A 24,922-nucleotide genomic window follows, 5' to 3' on the forward strand; every position below is an offset into this window, starting at 1 on the left:
TCAGAATGAAAACAATTCAAATTAATGGGCTTGATAGGCCTGTTACTACCTTAATTCAAGGGTCAGATTATTTTAAACCAAGTGTTTATGAAAAAGTTTGTCAGGTGTTAGATCGTTATGTAGCAATTGGTGGTAATACTATTGATACAGCACATATTTATTGTGGTGGAGAAAGTGAAGTAGCTATTGGTATGTGGCTAAAGGAGCGAAATAATCGAGAAGATATTGTTATTTTGACTAAAGGAGCTCATCATGATCAAAATGGACCACGTGTAAATCCTGAAGCAATTAGACAAGATCTTTTTGAAAGTTTAGAAAGACTTGGTACAGATTATATTGATTTATATGCCTTACACAGAGATGATCCAAATATTCCTGTCAGTGAGATCATTGATGCATTAAATGAACATATTAAAGCTGGTCGAGTAAAAGCAATTGGTGGATCAAACTGGACAACTGAGCGCATTCAAGCAGCTAATGAGTACGCAGCTTCCAATGGCTTAGTAGGTTTTTCATTTAATAGCCCTAACCTTAGTTTAGCTAAAGCAAATGAGCCGTTCTGGAAAGGATGTGTTTCAGCAGATAGTTCTGATATGGAATGGCATGAAGAAACACAATTACCAATTCTATCATGGTCTTCACAAGCAAGAGGATTTTTTACTGGTCGATTCACTCGCCAAGACCGAAGTAATGAGGATCTTGTTCGTGTGTTTTATAGCGATGCAAACTGGGATCGACTTAGCAGGGCAGAGAAATTGGCAGACAAAAAAGGCGTAACAGCAATCCAAATTGCCTTAGCCTATGTATTAAATCAACCCTTTCCAACTTGTGCCTTAATTGGAGCCCAAAACGAACATGAACTTGTCTCCTGTTTTGAAGGATCAAAAATTGAGCTATCCCATGAAGAATTAGATTGGTTGGAAAATGGAGAAAAATAAGCATTCAAGAGCCAGTAATAAGCCAGCCTACAGTGCTAAACTGTGGGCTGGAAACAAAAGCTACTCATCTACAATGACTTCTCCTTTTTCATCCAGTAAAGGCGTAATACCACTACCTGTACCAACCCAAGAATGAATATAATTCGCTCCAGTTTCACGGTCGACAAGAATTGTAATCCTTCCAAGAGTAGGTACATGATCTATCGATTTTATATAAAATCGGTTATTTTCTTCTTTTTCTTTCTTTTTACTTCCAAACATAATAATCCTCCATATAAGTAAATTCTTTTCCGTCTTACTTTTTCTCAATATGAAATAATACGTCCTCACCTGCTATTGCGTCTTGTTCACCTGCAATATTGCTCATTGCAAATTCTTCACCGTTCAGTAAGATAACTGGGGTAACCGTTTTGTATCCTTCCGCTGCAATCGTATTAATGTCAAATGTTGCTAATGGATCTCCTTTTTTTAGCTTTTGTCCATTCTCTACTTGAATATCGAATCCTTTTCCATCCAATTCAACTGTTTCAAGGCCCATGTGAACCAAAATTTCTGCTCCTCCATCTGTTTTCAGGCTGACCGCGTGTTTTGTCTTAAATACATCGACCACCTCACCATCAACCGGTGATACAACTTGCTTATCTGCAGGCTCAATCGCTACTCCGTCACCCATCATTTTTTGAGAAAAGACTTGATCTGGTACTTGTCCTAATGGTATTACTTTTCCTGATAATGGTGCTATTAAATCTGTGTTTGCTTCTTTCTTCTTAAATATATTCTTCAACATTACATAACCCCTCCAATAGCGTCATTATATAGTTACCTCTACCCCAATTCGAGCCAAAATAATCTTTTTCATAACGTTAAATATTCCTGCAAAAGTGTATAAAAAAACCGGAGAATAGAGAAATCATAACACAAAAAGCTCCTCATTTTATAGCTTAATGAGGAGCCTAACTCTTATTTATTAATTACTTTTTTCAGGTTAACAACATTATCTTTGGCACTGTCTAGAGGGTCTACATCAAAATGTTCCTGTTCAATAACATACCAGTCGACTCCCACGGATTCTCCTGTTTCCCACAATGTTGCAATATCTAATGATCCTTTTCCAATTTCAATACTGCGTTTTTCACCATTTTCAACTGTCATATCTTTAATGTGTAAAGAAACAACAAGATCATTATATGCTTTTATCGTTTCTAATGGATCTACACCTGCATGAGTTGCCCAATAACAATCCAGTTCCATTTTTACATACTCTCGATCGGTTTCTTCGAATAAGATATCAAATCCTCTTTTTCCATTACCAAGATCAAAAAACTCCATATTATGATTATGATAAGCAAAGGAAAATCCAGCTTCCGCACATTTTCGGCCGATCTCATTTAACTCTTCAGCTGCACGATAATATGCACCTTCATCAGCTCGGAGTTCTTCTGGCAGCATTGGACAAATGATCAAATCATTACCTATTGTTTTATTATACGTTAACGATGCCTCCAGTTGATCTCCGGTTAAACTGTTAAACGGCATATGACTACCGGCAGCAACCAATCCGGCTTCATCCATTACCTGTTTTAGTTCATTTGCAGGTGTATCAAAGAATCCGGCAAATTGCACTGCCTCATAGCCCATTTCCCCTAATTTACGTAATGTACCTAAAAAATCTTTGGTTGTATGATCACGCACTGAATATAATTGAATAGCAATTTTCCCCATGTGTCATGCACTCCTTATCATTTAATTTTTAATGATTTTCTATAAGTATACTGCTTTACCTGATTCTGCCGATTGATAAAGTCCGTCGATAATTTTTTGAATATTGGTTCCTTGCTTAGCAAAACGGTCTGTTACATTTCCTTCGATGCAATCTGCTACAAAGGCGTGAATTTCTGTTTGATGAGCATTGATTTCCGATAAATAGGCTGGCGTAATATCGATTAATGTATCGTGTTTTTCTTGATACATTTTTAATGGAAAAATATCGGCTCCACCCTTATTCCCCATTAAGGAGACCTGCATAGTATCACGCTTTTCCACATTAGCAGCAAAAGCAGATTCTAACACAAGTGAAGCACCGTTCGTAAAGGTAATCATTCCTACAGCCATATCCTCTACTGTATAATTTTGATAATCCCATTCTCCTAACAAACCTACACCTTTTTTCGTTCCGAGTTGTTGATGTGTTTGACCGAGGACTACGGCAGGCTCCGGATATCCCATTAAAAATAACGCCGTATCTAACATATGGACACCAATATCGATTAATGGGCCACCACCTTGTAGCTCTTTGTTAGTAAATACACCCCAACCTGGAATACCACGACGTCTAATTGCTTGCACACGACCAGAATAAATATCACCTAGTTCGCCTGCATCAATAAATCGTTTAGCTGCCTGTGTCTCAGATTGAAAACGATAATGGAAGCCATACATCAGTAATTTACCTGATTTAGTTGCCGCATCTTCCATTTCTTTTGCTTCATGCTGGCTCATTGCTGGTGGTTTTTCACATAGCACATGACAGCCTGCTTCTAATGCGGCAATCGCTGCATTCTTATGAAATTTATTCGGTACACAAACACTCACAGCATCGGCCTCTGTTTCTGCTAACATTGTTTCATAATTATCAAATGCTGCAGGAATACCATACTCACTTGCTACCGTTTTTGCTTTGTCATAGGCTACATCTGCCACCGCTACAATTTCCACTTGTTCTGGAACTTTTCGATAAGCAGGAATATGCACATCTGTAGCAATACCTCCTGCACCAATTAGAGCAACTTTTAATTTTGTCATCAGCGACTTCCTTTCCCTACGCCCACCACATCTCTGCCGGGCTTTCATTAATATTAACTGCTTTTAAATTATCTACAGCACGAGCAAATCCTTCATCAATCGACATTAAAGGATCTTCATGCTCAATACTTACCACGTAATCATAGCCAAAAGTTCGTAGCGCACTAATCATATGGGACCATTCTTCTAAGCTATGGCCACAACCAACAGAACGGAAATTCCATGCTCTTGTTTGAATGTTGCTATAAGGCTGCATATCCGTAAGACCATACATATTCACATTATCTTGATCAATGTAAGTATCTTTTGCATGAAAATGATGCAGCGCGTCTTCTTTACCTAAAATTTTAATGGCTGCAACTGGGTCTATTCCTTGCCACCACAAATGGCTGGGATCAAGATTTGCTCCAATCGCTGGGCTTGTTTTCTCACGAAGCTTAAGCATGGTGTATGGTGTGTGTACTAAAAATCCGGCATGTAATTCGATTCCAATCTTAACGTTATGTTTTTCTGCAAGTTCACCGATTTCTTTCCAGTACGGCACGAGCTTTTCTTCCCATTGCCATTCTAAAACATCTGCATATTCCGATGGCCATGGTGCAACAGGCCAGTTCGGTGCTTTTGCGTCTTCCTGATCACCGGGAGTTCCCGAAAAACAGTTAACGACTGGTACTCCGGTAAGCTCTGCAAGTTCTATTGTTTTACGAAGAATTTGATCACTTTCTTCAGCAAATTGCTTATCAGGTGTTAATGGATTTCCATGACAGCTAAACGCACTAATGGTTAAGTTTCTTGTCTTTACCGCTTGCATATATTGATCACGTTTCGCTGAATCCTCTAGTAATTCATCAATTTTACAATGAGCATCACCTGGATACCCACCAGTTCCGATTTCCACTGCATCTAAACCACTTGCTTTAACGTGATCTAACATTTCTTCAAAGTTTTTATCCGAAAAAAGAACAGTAAACACGCCGAGTTTCATGAATTTCTCTCCTTCTATTTTTTTATCACGTTGAACAATCAGTGGGAATGAAAAAAATTCCTACTGATTGAACTCTCTCTTTATAACGATATATTTTTCTTTGTTTCGTTTGCTTCTAAAGCTGCAAGTATAATTTGTAGCGATTTATAGCCTTCTTCTCCATCAATCAACGGTTTTGTATCATTTCGTACACTATCGACAAAATGATCGACTACACCTGAAGAAGATTGACCGCCACTGTCATTTGTTTGGATTTGACCAAGTTCATAGTTTACTTTTGATCCATCTGTATAGGTTGCTATTAAGCCGTAAGCAGGATCATCCTCAAGACGGAGCATACCTTTCTCACCATAAATGACGGTTGAATTATCCTCACCGGCTCCATATGCCCAGCTTGCTGTTAACGTACCGATAATCCCTTTCTCACTACGTAATATGGTTACAGCTTGATCATCGACATCACTGTTTTCTTTCGCGGAAGCCTCGACCATTGCAGCTACTTCGGTAAATTCTGTACCTAATATATAACGAATCACATCTGCCTTATGTACGCCAAGGTCACCTAACGCACCAATGAATGCTTCTTCTTTACGGAAGAACCAGCTTTCTTTACCATCGATGCTCCATCCTTCTGGTCCACCGTGGCCAAACGTCGTACGGAAGCTGTACACTTTTCCTATCTCACCATTTGTAATTAACTGTTTCGCTTTCTCATGACTTGGTACAAAGCGTTGATTATGTGCAATCATTAATTTTTTACCTGCGTTATTGCTGGCTTCGATCATTTGTTGTGCTTCTTCTTCAGAGGTTGCCATTGGCTTTTCGCATAGGACATGTTTTCCTTGTTCTGCTGCAAAAACCGAAACAGGGGCATGTAAGTAGTTCGGTAAACAAACACTGACAAGATCTGCCTTAGAGTCTGTTATCGCTTGCTTATAATCAGTATAAGCTTGTGCGTTATATTCAGATGCTCTTAACTGAGCACGGTCTTCCTTAAGATCACAAACGGCAACAATCTCAACAAACGGATTAGCCTGATACTCTGGTAAATGACGATGAATCGCAATACTTCCACAGCCAATCACTGCAACTTTTAATTTTTCCATAGTTTATTTCTCCTTTTATGATTTGATTTTATCACGGCGCTAACCGTCCGTAAGACCCCACTGATGAAAGTCTCACTTTATCTCTTCTAATGGTTGAGCATTACCGTAGCTGGAGAATTCCCTCGTTGTCGGTTTAGCCCATCTCACTGCGTTTTGAATCACTTTTTGGACATCTTTATGGTAATACGTAGGATATCCTTCATGACCTGGACGGAAATAAAATACCTTTCCGTGCCCTCTACGATATGTACAACCGGAACGGAACACTTCCCCGCCTTCAAACCAGCTGACAAGAACTAATTCGTCTGGTGCAGGTATATCAAAATGTTCACCATACATTTCTTCTTTTTCTATTTCAATATATTCTCCAATGCCTTCCACAATCGGATGTGATGGATTGACTACCCACATTCTTTCCTTTTCATCAGCTTCACGCCATTTCAAATCGCAACCTGTTCCCATTAATTTCTGGAAAATTTTTGAGAAATGACCGGAATGGAGTACAATTAAACCCATCCCTTCCAGAACACGCTGGTGCACTTTATTGACTATTTCATCCGCTACTTCATGGTGAGCTAAATGTCCCCACCACAGCATGACATCTGTCTTCGCCAATTTTTCATCAGTAATTCCGTGATCTGTTTCGTCTAGTGTTGCTGTTTCGACATGGATATCATCTGTTTGTAAAAATTCTTTTATCGCTTCATGAATCCCTTTTGGATAAATTTTTGCTACTTCTTCATCTTGTTGTTCATGTCTGTATTCGTTCCATATTAAAACGTTCATTATGCTCCTCCTTCACATTTCGTATTTGCGTAAAGAATAGGGATTAACAACCATTATTAGGATCAAGGAAAATAATCTAATCTGAATTTGTTACCCTTTTCATTTGCAATATAGGTTATCTATTATAATAAATGATGATATACAACTTGAACATAAATGATATAATCAAAACATGAACTATTTTGCTATTAATCAAATAGTTGGAATATATCCCTTAGGAGTCTTACTTATTCCAACATAAACATTTTATATAATAACAGATCTTTTAAATATGGGGGATTTTCTTATGAACATTGATTTTTGTGGTTATTCTTATCATAATTATCGTTATCACACGTCACATCAATCGCGTTATACGTCTTACTTATTTCGGCTTCAAACTGAGGGACGATCACAGGTGAAGGTAAATGATGCTACACTTGTAGCAGAAAAAGGTGATCTGCTGATTATTAAACCGGGTGAAAATTATGAGTTGTATGTCGAAGAAGGGCAACAAAGTGGCGACTTTCATTTATACTGTGAGGGTGAATGGATAGACGTACGCTTCAAGGATGCACCAACTTTTGCAAAAATCACTCTTGATGAAGCAGTATTGGATTTCTGGCATCACCTTATTATTGAGGAAAGGCGACCAAAAAAAGAAAGAAACAGCGAACTTACCTACTACTTGGTCAGTGCACTGTGTGTTTCTTTACAAAGAGCTATGGATAAAAGATCACATGAAATATACCGCCCATATGTTGTGACAAAGATGATGCGCTTTATTGAGGAAAACGCGACAAAACAAGGCTTTAAGGTAGAAGATATTGCCAATCATTGCAATCTCAGTGTTTCAAGATGTGTGCATTTATTTAAAGAACATGTGAACCAAACTTTAATTGAGTACGCCCAATCCATTCGTGTATCTGCGGCCATTAACCAAATGAAATATACCACAATGACACTCGAAAATATTGCACAAAATTGCGGATTTGGTTCTTATTCTTATTTCCATCGCGTTTTCAAAAAAAATTACGATATTTCTCCAAGAACCTATCGGGAAAAAATGTAAGACTATTAACCGGTCATATCAGACAATATTTGCAGGAGCTCTACACGGCTTTTGATCTTTAACTTTTTATAAATCAGCGACAAGTAATTTTTGACTGTACCTTCACTGATTCCTAATTGATCAGCAATCATTCGGTTTGTCCAACCTTTTTTCATCAACTGGATAATTTGTAATTCTCGGTTATTTAAATCTTTATGTTGATTAAATTGTTCTTTAATAAAATGCAATGAGCTTTCCCGTTCAATCTTAAGTAAGTATGCTAAACGTTGTGAAAAATGCTGAACTAGTTTTTGAGGAGCAACGAATTTCCCGTCATTAATAAAGCGTAATGTATCTTTGAATTCAGCCAGGCCTGAACTCTTTAATATGTATCCATCAGCTGAAACAGATAGTACCGTTTCAATTGATTCTTCGTCATCAAAAGCAGATAATAAAACCACCTTAATGTTTGGATGCATTTCCTTTAATTGCTTCGCACATTCTAAGCCATTCATAACTGGCATATGAATATCTAATAAAATTAAATAGGGACGAACTTCCTTCTCTTTAATAAAATTGATGACTTCTTGCCCATTTGTCAATGTTCCAATCACTTGAAATTCTTCCATGTCTTCAACAAAGTTCGTGATCATATCACGAAAAAGCGTTTGTGACTCTGCCACAACTACCGTGTGCTTTGTCATACTATGTTCCTCCTCTTAACTTACTATTTTATTTATAATCTTATTACTATTGTTCCTATGATATTTTTATTATAACGTATTTTTTATTCGTTTTAAAGAACAATTTGGTTTAAATTTACTATTTTTTTATTTTTAATCGTCTATTGTTTGATAAACTTTTGGCTAATGCCGTCGAATCGCTAATTATCCATTTACATTTTTTTAATCGATTTTAATGCTTGTACGATATGAGACGATCCGCTTGGTAATTCATTTTTAATATGAACAATCGGCTTATGCATCATTTCTGCCTCAAAATATAGAGAAGATTGCTGCTTACATTCCACATAGATATCCGCATTTGCCAAATATCGAAACACATTTGCTACATCTCCAATAAACACAACATAATCTTCTAATTGCTGGCTTTTAAGCTCTTTACGTATAATCGCTTCATTCTGATTCTTGCCATAGAAATACCACCTAAAAGGGGTGTTCTGTTTAACTAAGTATCTGCACATATGAATAAATCCTTCAATGTTCTCCCTGTTTTGAAGATTTGTCGATAAAAGAGAAACGTGTGGTTGATGATATCTTATTATTTCACTTAACTGCAAAACGCGGTCGAGTGATTCATTATAATAAGGATCCGGATAGTACGTCATCCGAGAGTTATTTATCTTTAATTCGCGATACATCGACTTTGATGCCGTGTATACGAAATCCCCTTGACATAATTGATCAATAATAGGTGCTACTGCCTGTTTAAACTGTCTGACAGGAAAATAGTAGACTTTCTTTTTAGCTTGTACTTTATCTCTTAAATAAAAAGTCACGATACCAGTAGACAAACTAATAGCCTCATCATAATGGATATGACTTTCCGTTACTTCCCTATTGATATATTTCCAATACAACCGAACTAATGATGGGAAATTGTAGTATGCTTTTCTAATATGCCATGGTACTGGTCGAGGCCGTAACGTAAAAAGCCAATTTTTAGGATTGCAGGGATCTTTTTTGGCAGAAGAAATTCTGTGATTGATTGGTGCCAATATATTTATATCCTTATTAAGATGTTGTAGAAATAGTGGATGATGGGCCAGTAATTTTACATATATTTCAGTATCTGATGCTAGATGGCGATGAAGAAGATATAATTGATGTTCCATTGATAATCCAGGATCGAAAGGATCTATAACAATCAACATTTTTTTCATGCACATTCCTTCTTTCCATCTATTTATCACTACTATTTCTAGTAGATTACTAGCAGAGCCAATGAAGGACATCGAATTTGTGGTTCATTCGTATATCTACTTCACATTCGACATACTTTGTTTTTTACTTCTGTTCATCCTTTTGATTTTTCCATTTAATGAACTCAAAGACGATTCGATATTTATCAAAATCTAGTTTAGTTATCCCTAAGGATTTTAGATTATTTATAAAATCCATCCATTCATTATCTGTCGTAAAATTTTGACCTTCGACTCCTAATAGTGTCACCACCTCAACACCTAATACTTCTGCTAATTTTTCAACAATTTGGATCGATGGGTTGTCGTTTAAATTGCGTTCGATATTACTTAAATAAGATTTTGACACATCAGCTCTTTCTGCTAATTCAGATAAAGTTAAACCCTTCTTCTTTCTGATTCGATATATATTTGTCCCTATCATTTAAAATACCTCAAATCCTATCGATATACTTTTTTTATCCTATTAGACTTATATGCCATCATCTCTTAGTTGCAAGTACTTTTGTTGTGTTTGTTGAGCTACTTGCTTTACATCATAGCCTTTTTTTATCAATATTTCAGGCTCAATAGGATTTCTAGATTGATGATTATAAACATCATACATTGTTTCTAACCACTTAGATTTATTAGCTAAAGAAATGAACTGAACTAGTCCTGCTCCCAAGTCCACTTCCTTCGATATACAGTCAGAGGCAATGATAGGTAACCCAGCACCTTGGGCTTCTACTAAGGTTAGTGGTAAGCCTTCTTGTAAGGAAGGAAATACAAACAAGTCAAAAACCTGTAACCATTTCTTCATATCTTCTTTCGCTTCTAATAAAATCACATGATTTTGGATGTGATAGTGCATTATTTTTGCTTCAATTTCTGCCTTTAATGGTCCATCCCCAACTAATATCAACTTCGATTGCGGAATTCTTCTGCGAAATCCAACAAATAATTCTATTAAATAGTCATAATTTTTTTGTGGTGTAAATCTCCCAAAATGACCAATGACAAACTCCTTATCGATGATGTTGAGTTCCCTTCGTCCCTGTTCTCTCAATGAATGTGAATAGCAAAACCGATCTAATTCAATTCCTTTAAACATGATTTCTGCTTGCTTGCCCCTGCTTTTAAATAACCATTCTGCCGCTTCAGATGAACAAGCAAAATAATCTGTAGCATAGACAGGAATCAATGAACCGGCCATCTCTTTAAACCACTTTACCTTTCCTGTTGCTTCACTTTTTGTTTTATGACTATGCGCTACTCTAACAGGTATCCCTGTTCTTTTTGCTGCTTTTAAAGGAAAAACACTCATTTGATCTATATGCGAATGCATTACAATGTAAAACCGATGCCCTTTAAAAAAACGGCGTAATGCTTTTTGGTAACCTATAATTCCCACTTCATTTATTGATGAAATACGATATATATAGCCACCTAATTGAAGTATTTCCTCATCATACTCTCCTTCTTCACTTGTTAAAAAATCAAACTGTACTTTATTTCGATCCAAATTACGGTAGACGTTCATAATCATAATTCCTACCTCACTTTGATTCATACCATCGACAACATGTAGAATTCTTAATGCACTTTCCACTTTTATTCCTCCTCCATCCTCACGATTTTCTTTATAAAGAACATTTTATGTATATTGTTCTATTTACAACAAATAAAAGTGGTGAATTTTCAATTTTCACCTACAAAAATCTTTCGTGAACACTTTTAATCACTACATCAAATTCTTTATAAAGAACATAATATATATTCTCATGCTTCAGAAGGGTTGTCAACTCTCATTTGCCAGCAAAAAAATAGAAGGATGAGCAGAGGCTCACCCTTCTTCTTATGAATTTCCTTTTCTTATCATTACTTAGTCTTCGATCATTTCTCTTCTATCGTTTTCTTCAGTCAAGAAGTTAATGAATGTTTGTAATCCCATTTTCGGTTGTGATTTTATTAGAGAAATATAATTTTTCTTCTTATGCTCATTCATAACTTCACTTTTTTCAATTCTGGTTACGATATGTTCCATCTCTAATTGTTTGATTTTCTTCTTAATTTGCTTCGATTCCTTATATAACGCCATACCAACTGCTGCCATTAAGGCATATACAACTACAACAGCTAACATACCATTTGAGAATCCACCAAAAAATAAGAAAAAGATGAAGTTAAAAATCGAAATAAGCAATAATGGAATAGCAAACATCATGTATCTAGAATTCTTTTTAATTAAAGGATTTATTTTATGAAATAACTTTTCTAATTCGATCTTCATAAATGTGGGGATGTCATTAGTAAAAAACGAAACCATATTGATAACCTCCTTAATAGAGTTATTCCCAATATTATAAACCTTCAGTGAGGGGATTAACATCGTGATAAAAAGAAAAACCTACACCTTGATCACTATGGCATAGGAGTAACTGAAATTATCTCTATATTAATATTATATGATTCACACCTGTAAAACGTCAAAATCTTTGCTTTATCAAAAGATTTTATTTTATCATGAATTTGAGGTGATAAAATGAGATTCGCTTTTATTTCAGACATTCACGGAAATGCCGTTGCTTTGGAAGAAGTACTGGATGATATCGAGAAAAAACAGGTTGATCGTATTGCTGTCCTCGGTGATATCGCTTACCGTGGACCTGAACCATCCAAATCGATAAACTTAATTCGTGCATTAAACACAGATGTAATCAAAGGGAATGCCGATCAATGGGTTGTTAGAGGTGTTCGAGAAGGTGAAGTTCCCCAGCAAGCCTTGGAAACTATGCAACAAGAACAACAATGGATAAGAAACAATCTAAATGAAGAGCAACTTTCCTATTTAGGATCACTGCCAACGGAATTAACTTTGGAAGTGGAAGGAGTCCGCCTTCATGCTTTCCATGCAACTCCCGACAGTTTATTTGATGTCGTCTTACCGAATGAATCGGACAATGATTTGCTAGCAAAATTAACGACAAAAGAAGAGACAGATCTTTATTTATATGGGCATATTCACAAAGCTTTCGAACGGACTGTTGAAGGTAAAACCATTATCAATTTAGGGAGTGTTGGTTTACCTTTTGATGGAATTGCAAAAGCATCCTATTGTCTTGTTGATATTATTGATGGGCAAGTACAAACTAGTCATGTACGCGTTCCGTATGACCTTGAGAAAGTCTGCCAGCAATACCAGGAGTTTGACTATCCTAATATAGAAAAGATGCAAAATATTATTCGCTCCGGTCGTAACTAAGTGGAAATAAATCACTAGACGGGATATTGGTGCCTGTTCACGAGATTTAAGATTTTATCTCGTGAACAGGTATTTTATTTTACCAACAGCAATACATATTTCGTGAAATTTAATTTTCGTTTTTGCGGATTAATCGTAAGGCATTCAAAACAACTAGTAAAGTCGCTCCCATATCTGCAAATATGGCTAACCACAATGTTAACCATCCAGGGATCACAAGTAACAGGGCAACCACTTTTAATAATAATGCTAAGCCTATGTTTTCTTTTATAATACGTAATGTCCGCTTGCTTAAACGAATCGAGTCAGGAATTTTTGACAGATCATCCCCCATTAACGCAATGTCCGCTGTTTCCAAGGCAACATCCGTCCCTGCTCCACCCATGGCAATTCCAATATTTGCTTCAGCTAATGCCGGTGCATCATTAATTCCATCACCAACCATTGCAACACGGTGAGACTGTTTTAATTGTTTGATGAAAGCTAGTTTTTCTTCAGGAAAAAGCTCTGCTTTTACATCTGATACACCTGTTTCTTGTCCAATTTTCTCTGCCACATTGGCTACATCACCTGTTAGCATAACTGTTTTTCTCACACCTAATTGATGAAGTTTTTTCATTTGTTCTTTGATTCCAGGTCGAGGCTGATCAGCAACAGTCAGATACCCCATTACTTCGTCCTCTGTCCCCACATATAAAACGGTATTTTCGGATACAGACGGAAGCTCGATACCATCAAAAAGTCTGGCATTTCCAATTTTATAACGTACATCCTGAATTGTAGCCGTAATACCTTTTCCAGTAACCGATTGAAATTGTGTTGCTTCTGGTAATGATACGTTCTGTGTTTTTTTATGAATCGCACGCGCTATTGGATGTTCGGAATATGCTTCCAACGCCCCTGCTATTTGCAACAGTTCTTCTTTTGTACCACGAATCACTTTTACATCTGTCACAACAGGTTTACCTAAAGTTATTGTTCCTGTCTTATCAAAAGCGACAGCATCAATATTAGCCAGTTGTTCTAAATGAATACCACCTTTGACTAACACTCCATTTCGCGCTGCATTGCCAATCGATGTCACAATCGCCACTGGTGTCGAAATCACCAATGCGCATGGACAACCAACAACTAATACAGCTAAGCCATTATAAATCCATGTCTGCCAATCTGCTCCAAATACTGGTGGAATAACGATCACAAGTAATGCCAACACCATGATAGCTGGAGTATAATATTTAGCAAAACGGTCAACAAATTGTTGTGTCGGTGCTTTTTCTGCTTGAGCTTCCTCAACTAAATGAATGATTTTAGCAATCGTTGTATCCTCGCTTGATTTGGTTACATCTACAACTAATGCTCCTTCTTCATTAATCGAACCTGCAAAAACAGTTGATCCATCTCCTTTTTCAACTGGAACAGATTCACCCGTAATTGCCGCCTCGTTAATGTAGGACATTCCCTCTTTTACAATACCGTCCATGGCGATTTTTTCACCAGGCTTGACGATCATCGTATCACCAATTCGCACATCTTCTACATCAATTTCTATCAATTGATTATCTCGTTTAATCGTCGCTCGATTAGGCGCAATTTCCATTAATGATTGTATCGATTTTCGGGCTTTATCCATTGAATAGCTTTCTAACGCCTCACTTAATGCAAAAAGAAAGACAACAACAGCAGCCTCTGCCCATTCACCAATAATAGCTGCACCTATCACTGCGATTGTCATTAATGTTTTCATATCGAAGTGTAATTTAATCAGGTTTTTACATCCATTTTTGATAAGATCATATCCGCCAATTGCAATGGCAAGTAAAAAGGTTCCGATTGTTAAAGCGTGATCTTCTCCTATTTGAAAATAAAAGACATACCCAATCATCATAAATAACAAGGAAAGCATCGTTAACTGATTTTCTCTTTTCTGATAAAAAGGAATAATTGGAGCTTTCTTTTTTTCAGGATACACCTTGATATGGTCAAATGCTCCAGCCTTTTCTAATTGTTCAATAGTTGCCTCACCATGAACGGTTAATTTAGCTGCAGAGAAATTCAAGTCAACATCATCTACACTGTCAATTTTCCTAATATTTTTCTCGAATTTGGCAGCACAATTCGTACATGATAAACCTTGTAGTCGAAAGACTTGTTTTTCACCCAATTTGCACACCTTCTTCCGCATGTGCTTTGGCAATTGTGACAAGTTGGCGCACATGATCATCTTTTAAAGAATAAAAGACAAGCTTTCCTTCCTTACGATATTTTGCTAATCCCATATTGCGGAGCATGCGTAAGTGATGAGATGCAGTTGCTGTGGAAAACCCAATAATATTAGCCACATCACAAACACATAATTCTTTTTCCAATGTTAAGGCATATGTGATTTTTAAGCGCGTTGCATCAGACAATGCTTTAAAAATCAACTCGACACCTGTAAGCTTTTCTATTTCAGGCTGTATACGTGCTACAACCGCTTCATCATAACAATATGTTTCACATTTCATCAGAATACACCTCATTCAAATATTCGTTTGATTATTTGAATATAGTATATTATAAAAAAAATCAAATGTCACTGTAAATATGTAGATTTTTTATTTAATTATAAATCTAGTTAACCAGTTTTTTATTAAGGAGGCTGTCGGAGCGAGCATTCTTTTGTTTGCTTCTCGCGTCGATTAGAATGCTTCTATTCGACGCGAGCTCTCCTTTTTCTGGCCTCTCCCGTCGGTTAGATTGCTTCTATTCGACGCGAGTACTTATTTCTAGGCGTTCGGAGTATTTAAACGGTACCTTTTTCACTAAAAGCTGACAGATGGCCTGTCTGATTATAGCTTTTAATTTGCCAGGATTCCTCTATCCATTCGATGCGATTGATACAACCATTAACGAGCTTAGTCTTTCCCGAACCAATTTCCCCGTCTGAAAAATGAGCTAAAATCGCATTGATCACAGCACCGTGGGCAACAAGTAACACTTTCTTTCCTTTATGTATGTGATGAATCTTACGTATCCCTTCCACAAGACGGTGAGTTAGTGCTTCTATACTTTCCTGATTGGGATAGATCCCATCTGGGAATCCCTGCAAACGTTCAATTACTGTCATTCCTTCTACATCACCAAATCCTCTTTCCCGAAAATCACCCATTTCTGTTAAAGGCAAATCCAGATATTTATTGATGATTGTTGCTGTTTCTTTCGCTCTCTGTAATGGACTGGTTATCATCAAATCCCATACGGAATCTTGTAAATAACGTCCACATTCATTAGCTTGTGAGCGCCCATAATTATTTAATGGGATATCTGTTTGCCCTTGAACTTTTCCTAGTGCGTTCCAATCTGTTTCCCCATGTCTTACAAAACAAATCGATGTCAAGCTAACCCCTCCTTTATTTAGGCTTTATATCTTCCCCAACTTCTAGATAAAATGCTTCCAAAAATTGCTCCATGAACTGATGTCGTTCTTGAGCAACTTGATAGCCTGCTTGCGTATTCATTAAATCTTTTAATTTTAATAATTTTTCATAGAAATGATGAATAGCACTGGATTTTCCTTTACGGTACTCGTTGATACTCATTTCTTCTCGTACTTCCAATGCTGGATCATACATAGACTGACCTTTTTTACCGGCATAAACAAAGCACCGTGCTATGCCTACCGCACCAATCGCATCTAACCTATCAGCATCCTGTACAACTTGTCCTTCTAATGTATCGAGCGGCTTTCCGTTACCACCTTTGAATGACATATTCTTTATAATAGAGAGAATATGCTCCCTATCATGTTTTTCTACATCATGTTGCCCAAGCCATTCTTGAATAGCTCTCAAACCTTCCTCTTCATTTTCTACGACCTTATCATCTGCTAAATCATGCAATAGCGCTGCTAAAGTCACCACAAATAGATTAGCGTTTTCTTCTTCGGCCAGTTTTTTCGCTGTAGTTGTTACACGTTCTATATGATACCAATCATGGCCCGAGTCCTCATCCCATAATTTCTCACGCACCATATCTTCTGTTTTTTTAATTATTGTATCTTTATGCATTTCATCACCTCTTACTCTTAGTAAATCAAAAAACCACAACAATTAAGCTGTGGTTAATCTAGGCCTGGAAAGCCTTGTTGTTTCAAGACATCATAGATGATAATCGCTGCGGTATTGGACAAATTCAAGGAGCGAACTTTATCTGTCATATGAATGCGAAGGCAGTGATCTTCTTTACCTTCTAATAGTTCTTTCGGAATGCCGTTGGTTTCACGACCAAAAACGAAAAATAAATCTTTTTCACTGTCACTAAAGTCAAAATCCGAGTAATATTTCGTGCCAAAATTTTCGATATAATAAAACTCAGCCTCTGGGAACGTTTCATATAAGTTATCCAACGAATCATAATAATTAATCGAAACATCATGCCAATAGTCTAATCCAGCACGACGTAACATTTTATCATCGGTAGAAAAACCGAGTGGTCGGATTAAATGTAAATGAACATTTGATGCCAGACAAGTTCTCGCTATATTTCCCGTATTTGCAGGGATCTCTGGTTGATATAATACGACATGGACTGCCAATGTATTTCACCTCAAATATTGCTTATTAACCTTTGTTATTATACCACAATCTTAATCCTTTGCACGATCTTCTTCTCCGATTCGGAAAAAACGATAATTACAGTCTGGTGTCCAAGCTGCTGAGTCTTCGTATGCCCAATATCGATGACGACTATTATTCGTATGCGCATTTACTAATGGCATGTTCTGACTGTCTTTTGCCACTACAATAGTATTATGATCCCATCTACCATCTCCTTGAAAATCATAACAAATCACATCACCTGGTAAAAGGTTTTCTGGATCACTTATTTCTGTTCCCTTTAACCCTGATGTTGCCCCACTTAAATACCACCTGAGAGCATTTGCTACTGACCAGCTGTAACTCCAATTATTATTCTGATACCACCAGCCCTTGGATCGATTGGAAGCACCGTGCATCGGAGCGCCTCCCGCTCTTAAGCATTGCGAAATATAGTTGGTACAGTCATTATCTTCAAAAACACGATAGGCTGGATTAGCATCATTCCACCAACGTTCTGCATATTGAACTGCCGCTCTCCTGTCATAGGCAAAACGAACTGGATTTTGATCTACTTCTATCTTCTCTGGTTTTAGCACCGTCTGAAATAAAATCTCTTTATCCGCTATTAATTTATCACTTTCTATAGTAGCAATGCGCTGCTCTACTAATTCTTCATGATAAAAATTATCTTGATCTTTTATAAATAGTTTCATATATAATTGATACGTTAATTCTGATCGATCGCCATTTGTTGTAGTATCCTGCTTTTTTCCTATTATATCTATATGATTAATACTTTTGCCATTTTTCCTGTGAAGCCTCTGTTTTTTGTGAAGAGAATGCTCATTCTGTTTCCAGTTATCTTTCCAATGACTTTTGATTAACTCCCATTCTGACAACAAAATCCCCTCCCTTTTTCCATGTATATTCATGAGAGTTGTAATTAGTCTAGAAATGATGTAATGTATAAATTACATTTGTAACATATACATTACATAAAAGGAGTCATTTATGAAGAATCGAGTAAAAATTACACGCGTTATGTTAAATATGACTCAAGGGGAACTAGCTAGACAGGTTGGAGTAACGCGGCAAACGATTGGCTTAGTTGAAAAAGGTGAGTATAACCCGACCCTTCAGTTATGTGTCGCCATTGCAGAAGCATTAAACAAAACACTGGATGATTTATTTTGGGAGGTAGGAAAAGAATGAAAACATGGATATCTTTTTTATTGCCAGATGATGAATACAAAGAAAGAAGTATACTCTATTTTTATGCAGAAGGAGCCATTCTTCTCGTTATTTTTCTTTTGTTAACCATTATATTCTCTAACTTTATCGCGGTTGATTATCAATTAATTATCCTGATTGCTTTAGGAATATTTGGATTATATGTAGTGATTCGTTATTCGCTATCAGGAATGGAATACACAGAAGTGAATAGTGAGCAAGCTTTTAAAAAAGAATTAAAATTACTTACAACTAAAACAACAAGTTTTACGATCATTTTTCTATTACTTTATATACTTTTAGTCGAATATCCTACAAGGTTTCAGGATTTATATGATTTGGTTGGTTTATTGTGCTCTGTAGCACTGGTATGGTTTATGATTGGTTTTATCTCACTAAAATCTTCCTATCAAAAGAACAAAAAATTAACTGATTAAATTTACAATGTTGTTTCGTTATATCATAAAAATTTCAAATCTATTACTATGTTTTAATGAGATTAACATTAGATTAAATGAGGTTTTTTTACGATTAATTAGTTTACTGCTTGGGAATAAGATTTGTGAACACACAAAAGGAGGAATTAGACATGAAGAAAAAAATATTATCATTGATTGGAATTTCTGTACTGACAGTAGGTGGCTTGACAGCTTGTGGTGAGGAGGAAGAAAGTCCAGATCCAGCAGAAGAGGCACCAATGGAAGACCAAGCTCCAGCTGAGGGAGAGACGCCAACACCAGAAGAAGAGCCAGCTACTGGGGATGAAGCTCCGGCTGAAGATGCACCTGCAGAAGAAGGTGCAACCGAGGACGGTAGTCAAGACGATACCCAAGCAGACACGGAAATGGAAAGTGACGTTGAGCTAGAAGAATAGTTATAAAAGAGGTAAGCGAATAGTTCGCTTACCTCTTTTTATATTAAGCGCATGTAAATAATATAAATTTTAGTTAATAAATGGTATTTTTAGTTGTAATTATCCATATTGATTTTTAGAATGGAAATTGAAGGAGGGATAATTAATGAAAAAGAAATGGCTTTCTCTTTTTGCTGTTGCTTTCTTAGCTTTTGGCGGACTATCTGCTTGTGCTGGAGACGATGAAAGTGACACAGAAGACCAAACAGAAGAAACTACTACTGACACAACTGAAGAAGACGCAGAATAACACATAAACAGGGCAGAAGCATCATGCTTCCGCCCTCTCTAATGTCAATAGATATTCTTTTTTATCTAAACCACCACCATAACCTATCAGATTACCATTTTTTCCGATAACCCGATGGCAAGGTATAACGATGGAAATTGGATTTTTATTATTAGCACCTCCAACAGCTCGTACTGCTTTTGGCGAATCGATGTGCTGAGCAATATCTAGATAGGAACAGGTTTCGCCATACTCAATTTTTGCTAACGCTTGCCATACCTTTCGTTGAAAAGGCGTACCATGAAATTTATATGGAATCGAAAAAGTCTTTCGTTCGCCATTAAAGTACTGATCTAATTGGGTAATTGTCTCTTTCAATGGTTCCTTTGAGTCTATTAACTTAGAAGGTAGAGAATGTTTTTCAGCCCACGAGGTAATCTCTTTTTCATTCTCCTGAATGGTACCAAATTTTATTAAGATTAGATGCTGATCATTACTTACAAGTAATAGAGTACCAAGCGGTGAGTCATACGAATAATAGGTCAGTGCATTCATTATTGAACCTCCAAATGTGTTTTATAAGCCGTAATAAAACGAAATTATTTTGATATTGATTCAAATTGTAATCCTTTTTCCATTTCTGCGATAACTTCTGAGTCTTTTTCTTGCTCCATTGCTTGTTCGATGGCACGAAACCCTCTCACTTCTCCAATTTTGCCAATTGCCCATGCAGCTGTTCCACGGATTACTGGACGTGGATCATCCTTCATCAATTCGATTAACTTATCAATCGCAGCAACTTCCTTATAATGGGCCAAAGCAAGAATGGCATTACGTTGGAGTGGTTTTTTACCACGCCATGAACCCGCCATTTTCCCGAAATTTTCTTTAAACTCACGGTTAGAGACGGATAATAAATCAACAAGTCGTGGTTTTACCAGCTCAGGATCAGGCTCAAATTCTTCATGATTATGAAAATCTACTCCTTTATTATACGGGCAGACAACCTGGCATGTTTCATAGCCATAGATATAGTTTCCCAGTTTTTCACGGTGATCATCTGGCATAAAATCTTTTGTCTGCGTAAGAAAAGCGAGACATTTTTGTGCATTTAATCGTCCTGGTTCAACAAGCGCACCTGTTGGACAGGCATCAATACATTTCGTGCATGTCCCACACCCTTCATCAAGTGGTTGGTCAGCTGAAAAAGGAATATTGGTAATCATTTCACCTAAATACATATAAGATCCGAGTTCTGGAGAAATGATTAATGTATTGCTACCACTAAAGCCAATACCGGCGCGTTCCGCAACAGCTCGGTCAGATAATTCTCCTGTATCAACCATCGAACTGAATTGAACTTCTGGTTCTTTTTCTTGTAAAAAGGAAGCCAGCTTATCTAATTTTTCTTTTAAAACGATATGATAATCTGTTCCCCATGATGCACGGGCAAATAGACCGCGACGATCTCCTTTAACACTTTTTGGCTCATCTTTGATTTTTGTCGGATAGGCAAGTGCAATGGCAATAATTGATTCTGAACCTGGCATTAAACGTTCCGGTTCCGTTCTTTCTTCATTGGTTCCTTTTTCAAAACCAGAGGCATAGCCTAATGCTTGCTGTTCCTCTAGCCTTGATTTAAATTCCGAGAAAGGTTTTGCACTAGCAAAGCCAATTTTGTCGATACCAATTTCTTTACTATAAGCAATTAATTCTTCTTTTAGCTTTTGATATGCCATTACACGTACCTCCTTTTTATTGAACTTTTGTTGTTCTCATCCGGTTCAAGCATGCTGCGATTTCAAATCTTCTTGGTCGGGCCAAGTCACCAGGATGTTGATTTGGAAAAGGGGAAAATGCTTGTAAACCTTCATTATCCATTACTTTTTCGATATCGTCGAGCAAGTCTGCCAATGGTTTTGCTTGTTTTAAAATCTCTTTCGCTTCCATGTAGCGTAACAGCTCTGCAATGGCCCGTGTTTGTGAGGCATCGACTAACTGTTCCACACCTTGGAGCTGAATCGTTGATGTGCCCATCAAAATGGTATAAAGACTTTTTGCTTGTACTTTTTTCTTTTTACCCTTTTGTAAGTTTAGACTTTGAGGTAAAAAGATGCGTTGATTCATATCATTAGTCAGTTTTTCCATTACCGACTGACGTGATACAGGGTGATTTTTCATAATTTCACGTGCCTGGTCTGTGACATTAAATGGTTTATATTGATCCATCATGATTACTTCATCTGCTACATCAAAGTAATCACCAGACCCGCCCATTACTAAAATCGTTGATACATTTAAGTCATCACGTAATTGTTTAATTTTGTCGATAAAAGGTGTAATCGGTTCTTTATCCTGGTGAACAAGTGCTTGCATACGCGCATCACGAATCATAAAGTTAGTCGCACTTGTATCTTCATCAATTAACAATGTCGTCGTCCCCGCCTCAATTGCTTCCACTACATTCGTTGCTTGCGAAGTACTACCGCTGGCATTCTCTGTCGTAAATTTTGTTGTTGCCTGCCCATGTGGCAGATCATTGATAAAAGCAGAGATATTAACCGATGTCACCTGTCTTCCATCTTCCGCTCTTATTTTGACAGCGTCTGGATCAGTTAGCACGTATTCACGTCCATCACCGCGAATATGATGATAAACTCCACGCTCCAAAGCCTGCAGTAACGTACTTTTTCCATGATAGCCGCCACCAACAATTAAGCTTATTCCTTGCTTAATAGCCATACCTGTTAAAGGTTCCTCACGGTGAGGCAGATTGATTTTTACACGATTTTCTTTCGTACTTTCAAAAGGTACTGCTTTTTTTAATGGTCGATTGCTCACACCACTTTCCCGGGGAAGAATCGCACCATCAGCAATAAAAGCAATCCAGTTATTTTCCTTCATTTTCTCTCTAATGGCGATATGTTGATCTGCTAGTTGGACTTTCTGTTCTATTTCTTCATCCTTTATCGAAAAAATAGAATGTTTCAGAATGGAGGGTAGAATCGTAAAAAATAACTTTTCTGCCTCTTTGCCATTAATACGGCGTCCATTTGCCGGCAAACCAACGGATAAACAGATAATTGTTTTATCATTTTTTATTTGAACCGCTGTCCGTTCTAGAATTTCCTGACCGGGTTGATCAATATGAATTAATCCGCTTTTACCAGATCCCTGCAATTGTTTGGCTACCGCTTGAATTGCTTTTGCTACAGAACGGGCGATATGATCAGCTACATATATGTTTCTTTCTTTTGATTGTTTCCATTCATCTTTAATTGGACGATATGCATCTGGAATCACAATACGTATTTTTGAAGGAGACGCAAATGGATCTCCTTGTACATAGTCCACAGATATTTCATAACGATGGAAGGAATAACGACCTTGAATCGATTTATAGGCTTTATACCCTTTTCCATCTATACTCTTTAAGAGTTGTTGTAACTTCTTCATGGTATTACTCCTCTTATATAGTTATTCATACTCTACAATACAAGTTATAAATGGTAATTCGCAAGTGTTTGATTCAGACTCTTAATCACTTATGGTATAGAGATTATTCAATGCTGGGAAAGGCTATTTACTATCCTCCACTACAGGCCAAATCATTTCTTCGGCATTTCACTATAAGTGCGTGCTCAAAAAGGTACCAAATTAGAAGCAAGAAGATCGAGGCGGCGAAGTTTTGAGTAGCGGAACGTATGCTTTTAGATACGTGAGCACAAAGGAAAGCTCCATAGAATCTACATCGCACGCAGGAAAAGTGCTTTTCTTTTCCAAGGAACGGAAAAAAGCTAACAAAGAGATTCGCCGCTTATCATTTGGTGCCTTTTTGAACATCCTCTATAACAGAAGTTTTATTAAGCATTAAAAAAACGTAATGCTTCATTAAAAACGAAACACTACGTTCAACTCTATGTATGGAGCGGGTGAAGGGAATCGAACCCTCGACATCAGCTTGGAAGGCTGGGGTTTTACCACTAAACTACACCCGCATGTATCTGTTAATACTACTGTTTATTAACAGTTTATTAAAAATAATTAACAATCTCTTAACGAAACTATGTTGATTATTATAACAAGCTACTTCTATTATTGCAACATTTTATCGGAAAAAGTTTAAAATTGTCGTTAATGGGTAATTTATACGTAACAATTGAGAAGAAGGAGTGGACTACATGCTTTGGACAATTATAGGCATACTATTATTAGTTTGGATTATTGGCTTCTTATTTGAAATTGCAGGTGGCATCATCCACATTTTACTAGTGATTGCACTTGTAGTCTTTATTGCAAAGATGATACGAAGTTAGACAAACAGAGAGCGCCGATTAGAACGATGGAAATTTTGTATTCAGGTAAGATAAGCAAAACAGTTGATATTAAAGGGACCACATATTTTATACATCTAAAATGTGTGGTCTAATTTTCTTTCCTTTTCACCTAACGCACCAGTTAGCACAATAAAAAATTAAAGAGGTCTTAAAACAAATTAGGGGTAATTACTCTTCCAGTTGATTTAAAATCAGTTTCAATACATCGTTCTGTGACATATCATTAATCAGTATTGTTTCTCCATCCACGCCAAGATAATCGCTTGGATTCCACCAGGAGCATAAAGCATCTTCTCCGAACTCCAGCTTTTTCGAACTTGAGTTGTGACGTATGACTGTTTCCTCAAAGGATAAATCAAAATAATAAGTATATGTCTTTTTGTTATAGAACTGGATTAAGTTATTCAACATTTCACCATAACGATGTTTATACAGGATTCCTTCCACAATAATAAATTCACATTTATCTTTACCGTATTCAGCAATTTGTCGAATCAAATCAATTGAAAGGTTTCCATCCCTATCGTGAACCTTCAGCATTTCACGACGAACGGTATCCTGAGAAACCAAGAGCGTTCCACGCCCCAAACGATTTTGGAGACTTTTCGCAGTCGTTGTTTTTCCACTTCCAGAGTTTCCTCGTATGATAATTAGCTTTGATTCCATATTATCCCCCTACGCCTTGCCGTCTAGCATCTCTAACATTAAAACTGTTTCTCTAACATCATTAAGCCAATTATCCGTTCCACCCATCCCTCGTACAGTTCACTAAAAACAGAAACATCTTGCTTTAACTGGCT

The 24,922-nt window shown here is 36.9% G+C and carries 30 protein-coding genes and 1 tRNA gene; 8 read left to right on the forward strand and 23 right to left on the reverse strand.

The annotated features are described in order from the left end of the window. The first annotated feature begins 5 nt into the window (after positions 1–5). A complete protein-coding gene (locus BM121_RS04270) occupies positions 6–938 on the forward strand; it encodes an aldo/keto reductase (protein WP_091481616.1) in 933 nt (310 codons plus the stop codon). A gap of 60 nt (positions 939–998) precedes the next feature. Here the strand turns inward: BM121_RS04270 and BM121_RS04275 are convergent, their stop codons facing one another. The 7 genes from BM121_RS04275 to BM121_RS04305 form a co-directional block, all read right to left on the reverse strand. Then, on the reverse strand, positions 999–1,199 hold the full coding sequence (locus BM121_RS04275; RefSeq protein ID WP_091481619.1) for a DUF6440 family protein: 201 nt from the start codon (positions 1,197–1,199) through the stop codon (positions 999–1,001). A gap of 34 nt (positions 1,200–1,233) precedes the next feature. After that, on the reverse strand, positions 1,234–1,725 hold the full coding sequence (locus BM121_RS04280; protein ID WP_091481622.1) for a PTS sugar transporter subunit IIA: 492 nt from the start codon (positions 1,723–1,725) through the stop codon (positions 1,234–1,236). 173 nt (positions 1,726–1,898) lie between these two features. After that, a complete protein-coding gene (locus BM121_RS04285) occupies positions 1,899–2,660 on the reverse strand; it encodes a sugar phosphate isomerase/epimerase family protein (RefSeq protein ID WP_091481626.1) in 762 nt (253 codons plus the stop codon). Positions 2,661–2,699: 39 nt separating this feature from the next. Next, positions 2,700–3,740, reverse strand: a complete 1,041-nt coding sequence (locus tag BM121_RS04290) for a Gfo/Idh/MocA family protein (RefSeq protein ID WP_091481629.1) — start codon at positions 3,738–3,740, stop codon at positions 2,700–2,702. A 16-nt stretch (positions 3,741–3,756) separates the two neighbouring features. Beyond that, positions 3,757–4,725, reverse strand: coding sequence for a sugar phosphate isomerase/epimerase family protein (locus tag BM121_RS04295; RefSeq protein WP_091481631.1), 969 nt, complete (start codon positions 4,723–4,725; stop codon positions 3,757–3,759). A gap of 80 nt (positions 4,726–4,805) precedes the next feature. Next, positions 4,806–5,831 (reverse strand): Gfo/Idh/MocA family protein, encoded by a 1,026-nt coding sequence (locus BM121_RS04300; RefSeq protein WP_091481634.1) that lies wholly within the window; start codon positions 5,829–5,831, stop codon positions 4,806–4,808. 72 nt (positions 5,832–5,903) lie between these two features. Next, positions 5,904–6,617, reverse strand: coding sequence for a ThuA domain-containing protein (locus BM121_RS04305; RefSeq protein ID WP_425432206.1), 714 nt, complete (start codon positions 6,615–6,617; stop codon positions 5,904–5,906). A 286-nt stretch (positions 6,618–6,903) separates the two neighbouring features. Here BM121_RS04305 and BM121_RS04310 point away from each other — a divergent pair, with 286 nt between their 5' ends. After that, a complete protein-coding gene (locus tag BM121_RS04310) occupies positions 6,904–7,668 on the forward strand; it encodes a helix-turn-helix domain-containing protein (protein ID WP_091481640.1) in 765 nt (254 codons plus the stop codon). A gap of 5 nt (positions 7,669–7,673) precedes the next feature. Here the strand turns inward: BM121_RS04310 and BM121_RS04315 are convergent, their stop codons facing one another. The 5 genes from BM121_RS04315 to BM121_RS04335 form a co-directional block, all read right to left on the reverse strand. Next, positions 7,674–8,351 carry a response regulator gene (locus BM121_RS04315; RefSeq protein WP_091481643.1) on the reverse strand — a complete coding sequence of 226 codons (678 nt, stop codon included), beginning with the start codon at positions 8,349–8,351 and terminating at the stop codon, positions 7,674–7,676. A gap of 191 nt (positions 8,352–8,542) precedes the next feature. Continuing rightward, on the reverse strand, positions 8,543–9,550 hold the full coding sequence (locus tag BM121_RS04320) for a glycosyltransferase (RefSeq protein WP_091481645.1): 1,008 nt from the start codon (positions 9,548–9,550) through the stop codon (positions 8,543–8,545). Between the two features lie 124 nt (positions 9,551–9,674). Then, positions 9,675–10,013, reverse strand: coding sequence for a helix-turn-helix domain-containing protein (locus BM121_RS04325; RefSeq protein WP_091481648.1), 339 nt, complete (start codon positions 10,011–10,013; stop codon positions 9,675–9,677). Positions 10,014–10,061: 48 nt separating this feature from the next. Next, positions 10,062–11,180 carry a glycosyltransferase gene (locus BM121_RS04330; protein WP_091481651.1) on the reverse strand — a complete coding sequence of 373 codons (1,119 nt, stop codon included), beginning with the start codon at positions 11,178–11,180 and terminating at the stop codon, positions 10,062–10,064. Positions 11,181–11,453: 273 nt separating this feature from the next. Further along, entirely contained in the window at positions 11,454–11,897 is a 444-nt protein-coding gene (locus BM121_RS04335; protein ID WP_091481653.1) for a DUF5392 family protein, read from the reverse strand. A 216-nt stretch (positions 11,898–12,113) separates the two neighbouring features. Here BM121_RS04335 and BM121_RS04340 point away from each other — a divergent pair, with 216 nt between their 5' ends. After that, the gene (locus BM121_RS04340) at positions 12,114–12,833 is read left to right on the forward strand and encodes a metallophosphoesterase family protein (RefSeq protein ID WP_091481656.1); all 720 of its coding nucleotides are present in this window, start codon (positions 12,114–12,116) and stop codon (positions 12,831–12,833) included. A 109-nt stretch (positions 12,834–12,942) separates the two neighbouring features. Here the strand turns inward: BM121_RS04340 and BM121_RS04345 are convergent, their stop codons facing one another. From BM121_RS04345 to BM121_RS04370, 6 genes are all read right to left on the reverse strand, one after another. Continuing rightward, positions 12,943–15,018: a heavy metal translocating P-type ATPase gene (locus BM121_RS04345; RefSeq protein ID WP_091481659.1), complete on the reverse strand. Its 2,076-nt coding sequence runs from the start codon at positions 15,016–15,018 to the stop codon at positions 12,943–12,945. Continuing rightward, positions 14,990–15,340, reverse strand: coding sequence for an ArsR/SmtB family transcription factor (locus BM121_RS04350; protein WP_091481661.1), 351 nt, complete (start codon positions 15,338–15,340; stop codon positions 14,990–14,992). Before BM121_RS04350 ends, BM121_RS04345 begins: the two co-directional genes overlap by 29 nt. Before the next feature lie 278 nt (positions 15,341–15,618). Further along, positions 15,619–16,212: a histidine phosphatase family protein gene (locus BM121_RS04355; RefSeq protein ID WP_091481664.1), complete on the reverse strand. Its 594-nt coding sequence runs from the start codon at positions 16,210–16,212 to the stop codon at positions 15,619–15,621. 13 nt (positions 16,213–16,225) lie between these two features. Further along, entirely contained in the window at positions 16,226–16,882 is a 657-nt protein-coding gene (locus tag BM121_RS04360; RefSeq protein ID WP_091481667.1) for an HD domain-containing protein, read from the reverse strand. A gap of 53 nt (positions 16,883–16,935) precedes the next feature. Further along, complete coding sequence (gene trmL / locus BM121_RS04365; protein WP_091481669.1) at positions 16,936–17,409, reverse strand: tRNA (uridine(34)/cytosine(34)/5-carboxymethylaminomethyluridine(34)-2'-O)-methyltransferase TrmL; 474 nt, start codon at positions 17,407–17,409, stop codon at positions 16,936–16,938. A gap of 51 nt (positions 17,410–17,460) precedes the next feature. Continuing rightward, positions 17,461–18,312, reverse strand: a complete 852-nt coding sequence (locus BM121_RS04370; RefSeq protein WP_091481672.1) for an amidase domain-containing protein — start codon at positions 18,310–18,312, stop codon at positions 17,461–17,463. 112 nt (positions 18,313–18,424) lie between these two features. On the opposite strand from BM121_RS04370, the gene BM121_RS04375 reads away from it, so the two are divergent. The 4 genes from BM121_RS04375 to BM121_RS21970 all read left to right on the forward strand — a co-directional run bounded on the left by BM121_RS04375 (position 18,425) and on the right by BM121_RS21970 (position 19,806). Then, on the forward strand, positions 18,425–18,625 hold the full coding sequence (locus tag BM121_RS04375; RefSeq protein ID WP_091481674.1) for a helix-turn-helix transcriptional regulator: 201 nt from the start codon (positions 18,425–18,427) through the stop codon (positions 18,623–18,625). Further along, positions 18,622–19,080: a hypothetical protein gene (locus tag BM121_RS04380; RefSeq protein ID WP_091481677.1), complete on the forward strand. Its 459-nt coding sequence runs from the start codon at positions 18,622–18,624 to the stop codon at positions 19,078–19,080. The genes BM121_RS04375 and BM121_RS04380 overlap by 4 nt, the downstream gene beginning before the upstream one ends. A 152-nt stretch (positions 19,081–19,232) precedes the next feature. Next, positions 19,233–19,517 carry a hypothetical protein gene (locus BM121_RS04385; RefSeq protein ID WP_091481678.1) on the forward strand — a complete coding sequence of 95 codons (285 nt, stop codon included), beginning with the start codon at positions 19,233–19,235 and terminating at the stop codon, positions 19,515–19,517. Between the two features lie 145 nt (positions 19,518–19,662). Next, positions 19,663–19,806 (forward strand): hypothetical protein, encoded by a 144-nt coding sequence (locus BM121_RS21970; protein ID WP_175495321.1) that lies wholly within the window; start codon positions 19,663–19,665, stop codon positions 19,804–19,806. 21 nt (positions 19,807–19,827) lie between these two features. On the opposite strand, the gene BM121_RS04390 is transcribed toward BM121_RS21970, so the two are convergent. The 4 genes from BM121_RS04390 to BM121_RS04405 all read right to left on the reverse strand — a co-directional run bounded on the left by BM121_RS04390 (position 19,828) and on the right by BM121_RS04405 (position 23,783). Then, positions 19,828–20,340: a methylated-DNA--[protein]-cysteine S-methyltransferase gene (locus BM121_RS04390; RefSeq protein WP_091481681.1), complete on the reverse strand. Its 513-nt coding sequence runs from the start codon at positions 20,338–20,340 to the stop codon at positions 19,828–19,830. Positions 20,341–20,384: 44 nt separating this feature from the next. Continuing rightward, positions 20,385–21,524, reverse strand: a complete 1,140-nt coding sequence (queG, locus tag BM121_RS04395; protein WP_091481684.1) for a tRNA epoxyqueuosine(34) reductase QueG — start codon at positions 21,522–21,524, stop codon at positions 20,385–20,387. 16 nt (positions 21,525–21,540) lie between these two features. Continuing rightward, entirely contained in the window at positions 21,541–23,241 is a 1,701-nt protein-coding gene (locus tag BM121_RS04400; RefSeq protein ID WP_091481686.1) for an ABC-ATPase domain-containing protein, read from the reverse strand. A 468-nt stretch (positions 23,242–23,709) separates the two neighbouring features. After that, positions 23,710–23,783 (reverse strand) — tRNA-Gly (locus BM121_RS04405). A gap of 183 nt (positions 23,784–23,966) precedes the next feature. Here BM121_RS04405 and BM121_RS21740 point away from each other — a divergent pair. After that, positions 23,967–24,101 carry a lmo0937 family membrane protein gene (locus BM121_RS21740; RefSeq protein WP_139220247.1) on the forward strand — a complete coding sequence of 45 codons (135 nt, stop codon included), beginning with the start codon at positions 23,967–23,969 and terminating at the stop codon, positions 24,099–24,101. Between the two features lie 189 nt (positions 24,102–24,290). On the opposite strand, the gene BM121_RS04410 is transcribed toward BM121_RS21740, so the two are convergent. Then, positions 24,291–24,788, reverse strand: a complete 498-nt coding sequence (locus tag BM121_RS04410; RefSeq protein WP_091481689.1) for a kinase — start codon at positions 24,786–24,788, stop codon at positions 24,291–24,293. Positions 24,789–24,922 lie beyond the last annotated feature (134 nt).

The sequence above is a fragment of the Gracilibacillus orientalis genome (assembly GCF_900114645.1).
In the GTDB taxonomy this organism is placed as follows: Bacteria; Bacillota; Bacilli; order Bacillales; family Amphibacillaceae; genus Gracilibacillus; species Gracilibacillus orientalis.

Excerpts from the sequence above, each read along its gene's own strand:
- BM121_RS04270 (WP_091481616.1), top strand. The coding sequence starts at position 6 with ATGAAAACAATTCAAATTAATGGGCTTGATAGGCCTGTTACTACCTTA.
- BM121_RS04275 (WP_091481619.1), bottom strand. The coding sequence starts at position 1,199 with ATGTTTGGAAGTAAAAAGAAAGAAAAAGAAGAAAATAACCGATTTTAT.
- BM121_RS04280 (WP_091481622.1), bottom strand. The coding sequence starts at position 1,725 with ATGTTGAAGAATATATTTAAGAAGAAAGAAGCAAACACAGATTTAATA.
- BM121_RS04285 (WP_091481626.1), bottom strand. The coding sequence starts at position 2,660 with ATGGGGAAAATTGCTATTCAATTATATTCAGTGCGTGATCATACAACC.
- BM121_RS04290 (WP_091481629.1), bottom strand. The coding sequence starts at position 3,740 with ATGACAAAATTAAAAGTTGCTCTAATTGGTGCAGGAGGTATTGCTACA.
- BM121_RS04295 (WP_091481631.1), bottom strand. The coding sequence starts at position 4,725 with ATGAAACTCGGCGTGTTTACTGTTCTTTTTTCGGATAAAAACTTTGAA.
- BM121_RS04300 (WP_091481634.1), bottom strand. The coding sequence starts at position 5,831 with ATGGAAAAATTAAAAGTTGCAGTGATTGGCTGTGGAAGTATTGCGATT.
- BM121_RS04305 (WP_425432206.1), bottom strand. The coding sequence starts at position 6,617 with ATGAACGTTTTAATATGGAACGAATACAGACATGAACAACAAGATGAA.
- BM121_RS04310 (WP_091481640.1), top strand. The coding sequence starts at position 6,904 with ATGAACATTGATTTTTGTGGTTATTCTTATCATAATTATCGTTATCAC.
- BM121_RS04315 (WP_091481643.1), bottom strand. The coding sequence starts at position 8,351 with ATGACAAAGCACACGGTAGTTGTGGCAGAGTCACAAACGCTTTTTCGT.
- BM121_RS04320 (WP_091481645.1), bottom strand. The coding sequence starts at position 9,550 with ATGAAAAAAATGTTGATTGTTATAGATCCTTTCGATCCTGGATTATCA.
- BM121_RS04325 (WP_091481648.1), bottom strand. The coding sequence starts at position 10,013 with ATGATAGGGACAAATATATATCGAATCAGAAAGAAGAAGGGTTTAACT.
- BM121_RS04335 (WP_091481653.1), bottom strand. The coding sequence starts at position 11,897 with ATGGTTTCGTTTTTTACTAATGACATCCCCACATTTATGAAGATCGAA.
- BM121_RS04340 (WP_091481656.1), top strand. The coding sequence starts at position 12,114 with ATGAGATTCGCTTTTATTTCAGACATTCACGGAAATGCCGTTGCTTTG.
- BM121_RS04345 (WP_091481659.1), bottom strand. The coding sequence starts at position 15,018 with ATGCGGAAGAAGGTGTGCAAATTGGGTGAAAAACAAGTCTTTCGACTA.
- BM121_RS04350 (WP_091481661.1), bottom strand. The coding sequence starts at position 15,340 with ATGAAATGTGAAACATATTGTTATGATGAAGCGGTTGTAGCACGTATA.
- BM121_RS04360 (WP_091481667.1), bottom strand. The coding sequence starts at position 16,882 with ATGCATAAAGATACAATAATTAAAAAAACAGAAGATATGGTGCGTGAG.
- BM121_RS04375 (WP_091481674.1), top strand. The coding sequence starts at position 18,425 with ATGAAGAATCGAGTAAAAATTACACGCGTTATGTTAAATATGACTCAA.
- BM121_RS04380 (WP_091481677.1), top strand. The coding sequence starts at position 18,622 with ATGAAAACATGGATATCTTTTTTATTGCCAGATGATGAATACAAAGAA.
- BM121_RS04385 (WP_091481678.1), top strand. The coding sequence starts at position 19,233 with ATGAAGAAAAAAATATTATCATTGATTGGAATTTCTGTACTGACAGTA.
- BM121_RS21970 (WP_175495321.1), top strand. The coding sequence starts at position 19,663 with ATGAAAAAGAAATGGCTTTCTCTTTTTGCTGTTGCTTTCTTAGCTTTT.
- BM121_RS04390 (WP_091481681.1), bottom strand. The coding sequence starts at position 20,340 with ATGAATGCACTGACCTATTATTCGTATGACTCACCGCTTGGTACTCTA.
- queG (WP_091481684.1), bottom strand. The coding sequence starts at position 21,524 with ATGGCATATCAAAAGCTAAAAGAAGAATTAATTGCTTATAGTAAAGAA.
- BM121_RS04400 (WP_091481686.1), bottom strand. The coding sequence starts at position 23,241 with ATGAAGAAGTTACAACAACTCTTAAAGAGTATAGATGGAAAAGGGTAT.
- BM121_RS21740 (WP_139220247.1), top strand. The coding sequence starts at position 23,967 with ATGCTTTGGACAATTATAGGCATACTATTATTAGTTTGGATTATTGGC.
- BM121_RS04410 (WP_091481689.1), bottom strand. The coding sequence starts at position 24,788 with ATGGAATCAAAGCTAATTATCATACGAGGAAACTCTGGAAGTGGAAAA.